Annotated in this window: 6 protein-coding genes; 5 read left to right on the forward strand and 1 reads right to left on the reverse strand. The window is 52.1% G+C overall.

All coding sequences use genetic code 11. The features are described from left to right. Positions 1-83: 83 nt before the first annotated feature. A complete protein-coding gene (locus DET50_RS14710; protein WP_011784151.1) occupies positions 84-2,720 on the reverse strand; it encodes a response regulator transcription factor in 2,637 nt (878 codons plus the stop codon). Between the two features lie 235 nt (positions 2,721-2,955). Between DET50_RS14710 and DET50_RS14715 the strand changes: the two genes are divergently transcribed. From DET50_RS14715 to DET50_RS14735, 5 genes are all read left to right on the forward strand, one after another. Continuing rightward, positions 2,956-4,176 carry an alkane 1-monooxygenase gene (locus DET50_RS14715; protein WP_011784150.1) on the forward strand — a complete coding sequence of 407 codons (1,221 nt, stop codon included), beginning with the start codon at positions 2,956-2,958 and terminating at the stop codon, positions 4,174-4,176. A gap of 137 nt (positions 4,177-4,313) precedes the next feature. After that, on the forward strand, positions 4,314-4,832 hold the full coding sequence (locus DET50_RS19795; protein WP_011784149.1) for a rubredoxin: 519 nt from the start codon (positions 4,314-4,316) through the stop codon (positions 4,830-4,832). A gap of 51 nt (positions 4,833-4,883) precedes the next feature. Further along, positions 4,884-6,338 (forward strand): aldehyde dehydrogenase family protein, encoded by a 1,455-nt coding sequence (locus tag DET50_RS14725; RefSeq protein WP_011784148.1) that lies wholly within the window; start codon positions 4,884-4,886, stop codon positions 6,336-6,338. A 27-nt stretch (positions 6,339-6,365) separates the two neighbouring features. Beyond that, on the forward strand, positions 6,366-8,057 hold the full coding sequence (locus DET50_RS14730; RefSeq protein WP_011784147.1) for a GMC family oxidoreductase: 1,692 nt from the start codon (positions 6,366-6,368) through the stop codon (positions 8,055-8,057). Positions 8,058-8,059: 2 nt separating this feature from the next. Next, entirely contained in the window at positions 8,060-9,694 is a 1,635-nt protein-coding gene (locus DET50_RS14735; RefSeq protein ID WP_036219380.1) for a long-chain-fatty-acid--CoA ligase, read from the forward strand. Positions 9,695-9,789 lie beyond the last annotated feature (95 nt).

Raw genomic sequence — 9,789 nt, forward strand, 5'->3', positions numbered from 1 at the left:
CCGAAAACAGATCACCCCGGGAAGATGCCCCCTGCCAATAGTCCGGTTCTGCAACCAGCAGAGCACCGGTTACTTTTCACTCACTATAAAAGCCCGCGCAGTCGCGCTTCAGTGACTGCCTGAACCCGGCTGGTTACTTCAAGTTCGCTGAAAATCCTTTTCAGATGCCATTTGACAGCATCCTCAGTCACAAGAAGCCTCTCAGCGATCGCTTTGTTGGTCATTCCGCTGCTTATACACTTCAGTATGGAAATCTGCCTGACCGTGATAACGGAGTCGGTATGTCCCGGTACTGGTGGAGCGCTGAGGTCTTCTGCCCGGACTTCCGGGTCCCTTGTAGTGGCCGCTTCAGCGGTGTCTGGCGGATCATCAAAGAGATTCCGGGCAAGGGGACTCAGAGAAAGCAGCGCTTCTTTTATCCATAGCGGTGTAAAGTGGCAATTCAGATGCTCCGCATGCAGGTTGGCATCAAGAATCAGGCGCTTCGCCGGTTTTGAGGAACCCAGGGCAAACGCTGCCAGGGCCTGGCAATACTGGGCGGCGACCCTGGTTCTGGCATCGGAGATGGCGCTGGCAGCCTGAAGCGCCTCTCTGGCATAGTTCCCGGCCACACCAAACTGCTTCCCAAGCCTTAGCCTGTACATTGATTTCACTAAAGCAATGCGCGCCTGAATGGCCCGGTTTTGATTAGGCAGAAATGACAGCTCGGATTCATCGGGGAGTATGGGTGGCTCCAATTCCTCGTTGTTCAGGAGGGTGAACTCAGCCAACTGAACTTTTGTCAGGATATTGAGGCGCGGGAGCTCACGCTCGCTGGCGGCCAGGCGAGCCTGCTCCAACAGGGCCATGGCCCTGTCCCGCAACCCCTGGTGGTACAGCAAACGGCTGCATGCCTGTGTGCATCCACACAGAATGTCGGTAACGCCATAATTCAAGGCGAAATCAAAGGATATCTGTGCAGATTCCGGGGAAACCTGGTGATGATCCTGTTCGAGCAGAATTTGTAACTCAAGAACACCAAGCATCTTGTTTAAAAAGCTTTTTGGTACGCCAATCTTTTCTGCGGTTTTATTCGCCTGACGCAACAGGTACATTGCCCGGACCATGTCGCCTTTGAACAATTCTGTCTGGATTTCCGCCGTTTTAAGCCAGATAAACGCGTAGAGTTGATTGGATGACTGGTTGGCCACCGCCGCTCTGTGCAATAGTTCTTCTAACTCTTCAAAGCGGCGATCGCTGGAGGCAATGAATGCCTGGCATGTAAGGGCCGCGCCTTTACCGACCATATTGCGATCGCCAAAGGCATCAATCCACTTTTCACAGAGCGTCTGGCTCTCCGACAATTCATCCTGTGTGGCTTTACCTATTGCCTTAACCAGTTCCCGCCAGCCTTCCTCATCAAGGTTGCCCAGCCCCCTGGAAATCGGATGGTCCGAACTGGCCAGCATTTCCTCTGCCTGCCGCGCCTGCTGGCTGAAATACAGGGTCCAGGCATATCCTATGCCTAAGGAAGCGATTTTTTTTATCGTGCGGACCGGCACCTTTTCAAACCACGTGCGAAGCACTTCAATTTCACCTTGCCGGAGCGCCACGTCCAGTATGATGCTGTCACTGACCACGCGCGCCCACCGATGGTCACTAGCCTCCAGGGCGACGTTGATTGAATGGAGGTACTCTCCCCTGCGCCAATGCCAGAACGCAACGCGTTTCAGTACATACGAACGACGCTCCCGTTGAGTGGCATTAAACACACTACGCAAATACCCTCTCAGCACAGGGTGCATGGCCAGGCGCTCGCCGGAGGAAACGGTGGGGGCTAAAAGTGCAAATTTTTCGTTAACAAACGAAATTTCCTGATCAGCCTGCTGCGTTTTATAGACATAGTCATAGCACTCCGCGCTGACCTCCTCGAGCATCGCGGCGTTGCAAACAAACCTTCGCGCATGTCTGGGTAGCACGGACAAGAGATTGTCCCTGAAATACGAGCGGGTTTCCGGCCAGGATTCGGGAGGCAGGTCCGGGTTCGGGGTTTGGCGCATCAGTCTGACGAGTGCGGGCCATCCGCCCGTGGCTTGTATAATGTTGCCTGCTTCGGAGCCACCTATACCCGTTACCTCACCAAGCTTCTCCGGCTCCTTTAGGTCCTCTTCTGTAAAGGCAAGCTCATCAGCACCATAGGTCACAACACCCGTCATCAGCGACAAACGCGGCAATGCCCCGGCGCTGCCGGGCGCAATAAAAAATTTTACATTGTCCGGTGTTTCACAGATCAGATCCTCAATCAGATCCCCGTTATCCGCCCCTTCACCGGGCCCGTCAAGGCAAATTCTTATGGTCTTTCTTGCATTGAACAAGGCGTCCCGAAGCGCTTCGATGGTGTCAGTGTCACTTTTCAGCGCTTCCCGGGATTCAGGTCCTTCAATCTGGTATAAAACCAACGCCGCAAACAGGCTGTCAGTGACTTCGCGCGGGTCCGGGTAGGATCGTCCATTGATATAGACGGCGCTCTCGTGTTCCGGATCACGACGGTTTGCTGCCAGGGCGACCTGTACAGATTTTCCGTAGCCCGGCGGAGCCCGGTACAGAACGACTTTTGCCTCAGGCGTCGCAGAAGCACCCAGGCGCTGGCGGTCTGTACAGCCTTGAGTGATGAAGCGCTGACGACCCCACATCCGGCCGGACATCCTTCGACACCAGTCTTCCAGGCTATGGTGTGTCATGACAGTCAAGTCTCCCGCTTTGCCAGCCCGGAACGCGAGCGCGCCAGGGCATGACGTATATCGACCGTTATCCGGCGCCAAACCTACCCGTTCGGGTAGTTGTTTGACCCCAACTTATAGCCAATCCTGTAACTGCGTACAACCGGCCCGCTCATCTGAGTGGCCCGTTGTGCGCGATGCAAAACAATACAATATGTAAAAAGATGATGAATCTAATAACAATAAGGTGATCCTCATGTCAATGTCAGAAAATGTACTAACAGAGTCCCTTCAAAGGGACCCTGGTGCCGAAAACTATGTGGACAGAAAGCGCCACCTGTGGATCCTTTCTGTGCTGTGGCCAGCAACACCTCTTATAGGCCTTTATCTGGTCGCCCAGACCGGATGGAGCATCTGGTACGGATTGGTGTTGATCCTTTGGTATGGCGCAGTTCCCTTGATTGATGCCATGTTTGGAGAGGATTTTTCCAACCCCCCCGAGTCGGCTGTGCCTCGGCTTGAACAGGATCGTTACTATCGGGTACTGACCTACTTGACGGTTCCTATTCACTATGCCGCCTTGATTGTCAGTGCCTGGTGGGTATCCACGCAACCAATGAGTGTTTTCGAGTTTCTGGCATTGGCCCTTTCCCTGGGAATCGTGAATGGCCTGGCTCTGAACACAGGCCACGAACTTGGCCATAAAAAAGAAACGTTTGACCGTTGGATGGCGAAGCTTGTCCTCGCCGTGGTCGGATATGGTCATTTCTTCATTGAGCACAATAAGGGGCATCACCGTGATGTGGCTACGCCGATGGACCCGGCGACATCCCGCATGGGCGAGTCCATTTACTCATTCTCACTGCGTGAAATTCCCGGTGCTTTCAAGCGGGCATGGGATTTAGAGGAACAGCGCCTCAGTCGTTGTGGAAAAAGTGTCTGGAGCCTGGAGAACGAAGTTCTTCAGCCTATGATTTTGACCGCTGTGCTTTATGCGGGATTGCTGGCGTTTTTTGGCCCGTTAATGCTGATCTTTTTGCCCATTCAAATGGCCTTTGGCTGGTGGCAGCTGACCAGCGCCAACTACATTGAGCATTACGGATTGCTGCGCGAGAAGATGTCGGATGGACGTTATGAGCGTCAACAACCGCACCACTCATGGAACTCAAACCATATTATGTCGAACCTGATTCTGTTTCATTTGCAACGACATTCCGACCATCACGCCCATCCTACAAGGTCCTATCAATCGCTTCGCGACTTCAAAGACCTGCCTTCCTTACCATCGGGATATCCCGGAATGTTCCTGGCCGCAATGTTTCCCTCATGGTTTCGGTCGATAATGGACCACCGGGTGCTGGATTGGGCTAAAGGAGATCTCGATAAGATTCAGATTCAACCCGGCAAGCGTGAATTCTATGTGCGTAAATTTGGTGGGACTGATTCTGAATCAGTCGATACCGCAGCGTCTAAATGATCGGCTAATTAGAACTTATATACGTCGTTTACTTTATTTACGTTGCAGAAAAAGAGCCTCTGACGTGCACCTGAAAGAGGGTGCGCGTCGGGCGCTACCAAAACAAAGACAATAATATCGTTTGAAAGGTGCTTTAAATGGCTAAACATCAATGCCCGGATTGTGGTTATGTATACGACGAAGTGGTTGGTGATCCGCACGAAGGCTTTCCTGCAGGAACGACCTGGGAAAAAATTCCTGAAGACTGGTCCTGTCCAGACTGTGCCGTCAGGGATAAGGTTGACTTCGTTGCGCTTCAAGAAGCGAACTCGGAACTTTCGGTGTCCGCAACCAATATAGCGGTCCGTACTGCCAGCCAAGCTAAGACCGAGGGAGCATCGCAGAAAGCAACGGACGCATCTACTCCTTCAGCTAAAAATAAAACAAAGCCCAAAGCGAAACCGAAGCCTACCTCTTCAAAATCGCCCAAAGACTCGACTCAAAAAGATACCTATCGGAAGTGGGTCTGCATCACTTGCGGCCATATCTACGATGAAGCTCTCGGAGATGAAGCCGAAGGCTTCCCTGCCGGCACTCGTTTTGAAGATATTCCAGACGATTGGTGCTGTCCGGACTGTGGTGCCACAAAAGAGGACTATGTCCTCTATGAAGACTAATAATCCGATTTAAAATAACAACAGTCTCGTTCGGAAAGAGGTGATTTTATAATGCAGATTGCTAGTCTGGCGGAGGTTGGGCTGCCCAATGTGTCAACCAGCGATACGATTGATTCAACGTTCGCGGCCCTAAAGCGGGCACAACTTGCGCGTCGCGGAAGTTTTACCTTAGAGGCTCGAATAGCGCAGCTCGACCAGCTGCGGGATTCAATTAAACGCTACGAATCAAACATCATTGCGGCTTGCGCGGCGGACTTTCGAAAACCCGCTCCAGAAGTCAAATTAACTGAACTCCTGCCGGTGCTTCAGGAAATTCGACACACTAAAAAACACTTGCGTAAATGGATGCGTCCGAAGCGAGTGGCTGCATCCATTGGTGTTTGGGGTACGAGGTCTTATGTTCGGCCAGAGCCAAAGGGTGTGTGTTTAATTATCGCGCCATGGAATTATCCTCTCAATCTTGCGCTCGGACCTCTCGTCTCAGCGTTGGCTGCGGGGAACGGAGCTATCATCAAACCCTCGGAAATGACACCCCACACCTCAAAGGTGATTGCCAACATTGTCGCCGAAACCTTCCCCCCCGATCTTGTTTCGGTGATTGAAGGCGATGCCGCTGTAGCCCAGAAACTGTTGGCCCTGCCCTTCGACCACATATTCTTCACTGGCAGCCCTGCGGTCGGCAAGCTGGTCATGGAGGCTGCGGCCAGGAACCTTTCCTCGGTGACACTGGAACTGGGGGGAAAATCCCCGACCATTGTAGGCCCGGATGCCAACATCAAGAAGGCTGCCCGATACATTGTCTGGGGGAAGTTTGCCAATAATGGCCAGACCTGCATCGCTCCGGACCATGTTTTTGTACACAGAAGCATTGCAGCCCCATTCAATGAAGCACTTAAACAGCAAATCGGGCGCATCTACGGGAAAACGCCGGAAGCCCGGCAATCGACGCCTGACTATTGCCGGATTGTAAATGCCCGTCATTTCCAGCGCGTGTCAAGCCTGATAGAAGATGCCAAAAGCAAAGGCGCAAACGTCTTTGAAGGCGGTATTACAGATGCTGAAGAAAATTTCATTGCGCCGACGTTGATTGCAAATATGTCCAGCGACATGGATATCTCACGTGAGGAGTTATTCGGCCCGATATTACCGGTTATTGAGTTCGATGATATTGATTCAGTTATCAACAAAATCAACGATAACCCCAAGCCACTGGCGCTTTACGTATTCGACCAGAACAAGTCTTTTGCCAGAAATATTATCGAACGAACGAGTTCCGGCGCTGCAGGGATTAACCTTACAGTCGTGCACTTCCTGCATCCGGACCTGCCTTTTGGCGGAGTGAATAATTCTGGAATAGGGGCATCCCACGGTGAATACGGTTTCCGCGCTTTTTCCCATGAAAAGGCGCTGATGGAGGATAAGCATTCTCTCATCCACCTGCTTTTTCCTCCCTATACACGCTGGGTCCGGCGGCTCATAGATGCTGCTGTTCGTATTCTGGGCTGAGCATAATCCAATAACAAGAGAGTCACTATGTACGATTACATTATTGTTGGCGCCGGGTCGGCTGGCTGTGTATTGGCTAACCGACTGACTGCCGATCCCTCGAAGCGAGTAGCGTTACTTGAAGCAGGGCCAAAGGATAAGAGCCCGCTCATACATATGCCTGTGGGTATTGCACTTCTTGCCAATAGCAAGCAGGTGAACTGGGCCTTCGAAACCGAGCCTCAGGAACATCTCAAGGGGCGCCGTCTGTTCTGGCCCCGGGGTAAAACTCTTGGCGGCTCCTCCTCCATCAACGCCATGGTCTACATCCGGGGCCACAAAGCCGATTATGAACACTGGGGTCAGGCTGCCGGAACCGACCTTTGGGGATGGGACCGCGCATTAACATTGTTTCGCCGACTGGAAGATAACGAACGTTTCGGACCGGATGCTTACCACGGCAAGGGCGGTGAACTCAGCGTAAGCGATCTGAGATCGGTCAATCCGTTAAGTCGGGATTTTGTTCGCGCCGCTTCCCATGTGGATGTCCCGGTGAACACGGATTTCAATGGCGAAACGCAAGAGGGACTGGGCCCCTACCAGGTGACACAAAAAAATGGTCGGCGCTGGAGTTCGGCGCAGGCGTTTCTGCGTGGCGCAGAGAAACGGCCTAACCTCGATGTGCTAACGGACGCTCGGGTAACCCGGGTGGTAATGGATGGCCAGCGGGCGGTTGGGGTGACACTGAACCAAGGGGGCGAATATCGCCAGCTCAGACTCAATAATGGCGGTGAAGTCATTTTGTCCGGCGGGGCGGTTAATTCACCACAGCTACTTTTGCTTTCCGGAATCGGTGATCGCGAAGAGCTTCGGAAACACGGAATCCCTCTGGTCCATCACCTTCCTGAGGTGGGCAAGAATCTGGTCGATCATTTGGATATTACGCTGATGCACGCGGCGAACTCACGTTTGCCTATTGGTGTTGCCCCCAGCTTCCTGCTTCGGGGAGTGAGCGCACTTTTTTCCTATATTTTTGCGCGACGCGGGTTTCTCACCAGTAATGTAGCCGAGGCAGGAGGCTTTGTTAAATCCAGCCCTTCGTGTGAACGACCGAATGTGCAATTCCATTTTTTGCCAACTTTTTTGAAGGATCATGGGCGAAAAGTGATGACCGGGTATGGCTACACCTTACACATTTGCGATCTGCTGCCCAAAAGCCGGGGTTTTATTGGACTGAAAAGCCCTGATCCATTAGCCGATCCGTTGATTCAGCCCAATTATCTGAGTGACCCCGAAGACATCAAGACAATGATTTCCGCCGTTAAATTCGGGCGACGAGTACTCGCGGCACCGACAATGGCTTTGCATAGTAAGCGAGAAGTCATGCCCGGAAACTCTGTGTCCTCGGACGATCAGATTGCGGACTTCATCCGGGAAAATGCAGAGACTATCTACCACCCCGTTGGCACCTGCCGTATGGGCGTGGATCCGGAGTCAGTCGTTGATCCAGAGTTGAAAGTCAGAGGCATTGAAGGGCTTAGAGTCGTCGATGCTTCGATAATGCCCAGTTTGGTTGCCGGTAACACCAACGCACCCACCATGATGATTGCCGAAAATGCAGCCGACATCCTCCTGGGAAATGTCACGGTTCAGGCTCGGGTTATGACGCCCACGCCCACCGCGGACACTACTGACGCCAACTATTCCGTCCCACGAGCAGTAGAAATGGAGAGGAGATAAACGTGCTTGGCAAAATGATGAACGTAGAACTCACCGTGAATTCTTTGATCGACCATGCTGCTCGCTACCATGGAGACGCTGAGATTGTGTCGATAGGAACGGATGGAAATCCCAGTCGATCTGACTGGGCAACTGTTTCGAGGCGGTCGCGACAACTTGCGTCGGCGCTTCGAACGGCAGGCTATGTCCAGGGGGATCGGTGCGCGACCATTTGTTGGAATAACGTGGGGCACCTGGAATGTTATCTTGGCATCTCTGGTGGCGGGATGGTGTGTCACACCATTAACCCGCGACTGTTTCCAGAACAACTCGTTTACGTTATCAACAATGCTCAAGACAAAGCCATATTCTTTGACAAAACGTTCCTTTCGATTGTTTCAAATATCCGTGACCGACTGGAGACGGTTGAGGAATTTGTATTGATGTCCGAACCGGACGAAGAAATTGCAGCGCAATTTCCAGGATTGTTGTTTTATGAAGAGTTTCTCCAGCGAGGAACGCCTAACGCGAATTGGCCTGAAATCGCCGAAAACCAGGCTTCAAGCCTCTGCTATACATCGGGCACCACTGGAAATCCCAAAGGGGTGCTCTATTCACACCGCTCCACCGTTCTGCACGCGCTGGTAGCTGCTCAACCTGACGCACTGAATTTATCGGCACGGGACGTGGTGATGCCGGTTGTTCCTATGTTTCACGTAAATGCGTGGGGGGTACCCTACATTACGGCGATGGTTGGAGCCAAACTGGTGTTGCCTGGTCCCGGCCTGGATGGACAAAGTTTGGTCAAGCTTATCGATTCAGAAAGCGTAACGATTGCGCTGGGTGTGCCCACGATTTGGCAGGGACTTCTTTCGGCTTTGGACGAGCTTGGCTCCTCGGCAAAGACGCTCAAACGGACGGTGATAGGTGGTAGCGCTTGCCCTCCCTCAATGATGTCAGAGTTTCGTGGTAAGTACGGCGTAGATGTTGTCCATGCATGGGGAATGACTGAAACATCACCGATCGGAACCGTCAATGCACTGCTGGCGAAACACGATACCCTTTTAGAAGGAGAAAGAAATAAAATCCGTGAAAGCCAAGGACGGCCTCCCTACGGGGTGCAGCTCAAAATTGTGGGAGAAGACGGCCATCAACTGCCCGAAGATGGCGTTGCTCAGGGAAATCTCCGTATCCGTGGTCATTGGGTGGTAGCCGACTACTTTGGTTTTGAGCCAAATCAGACTCTTGAGGAAGACGGTTGGTTCGAGACAGGTGATGTTGCTTCGATCAATGATGATGGGTTTATGACAATACGTGACCGCTCAAAAGATATTATTAAATCTGGTGGGGAATGGATATCGACAGTCGAATTGGAGGGAATCGCAATGGGCCATTCTGCCATCAATGAAGCTGCTGTGGTGGCGGCCTCCCATGATAAATGGGATGAACGACCGATCCTGTTGGCAGTAAAAATACCCGACGCAAATATTACGGAGGAGGAACTTCTTGCTCATTATCAGGGAAAAGTCGCCAAGTGGCAGACCCCGGATCGCGTGATTTTTGTGGAAGCATTGCCACGCAATGCCACTGGGAAAGTATTAAAAAACAAGTTGCGCTCTGAATATGGGGAAGTGTTAGTCAATAAACCGGCAAGCTAGGGAAGGTCTGAATAACTGCTGATATTTGCCCATCTTGGGTTTAAACGGCAAAAAATCGAAGATTCAGACACTATTTTCCCTTTATTTGTGTGTTT

The organism is Marinobacter pelagius, from assembly GCF_003315345.1.
Classification (GTDB): Bacteria; Pseudomonadota; Gammaproteobacteria; order Pseudomonadales; family Oleiphilaceae; genus Marinobacter; species Marinobacter pelagius_A.

Excerpts from the sequence above, each read along its gene's own strand:
- DET50_RS14710 (WP_011784151.1), bottom strand. The coding sequence starts at position 2,720 with ATGACACACCATAGCCTGGAAGACTGGTGTCGAAGGATGTCCGGCCGG.
- DET50_RS14715 (WP_011784150.1), top strand. The coding sequence starts at position 2,956 with ATGTCAATGTCAGAAAATGTACTAACAGAGTCCCTTCAAAGGGACCCT.
- DET50_RS19795 (WP_011784149.1), top strand. The coding sequence starts at position 4,314 with ATGGCTAAACATCAATGCCCGGATTGTGGTTATGTATACGACGAAGTG.
- DET50_RS14725 (WP_011784148.1), top strand. The coding sequence starts at position 4,884 with ATGCAGATTGCTAGTCTGGCGGAGGTTGGGCTGCCCAATGTGTCAACC.
- DET50_RS14730 (WP_011784147.1), top strand. The coding sequence starts at position 6,366 with ATGTACGATTACATTATTGTTGGCGCCGGGTCGGCTGGCTGTGTATTG.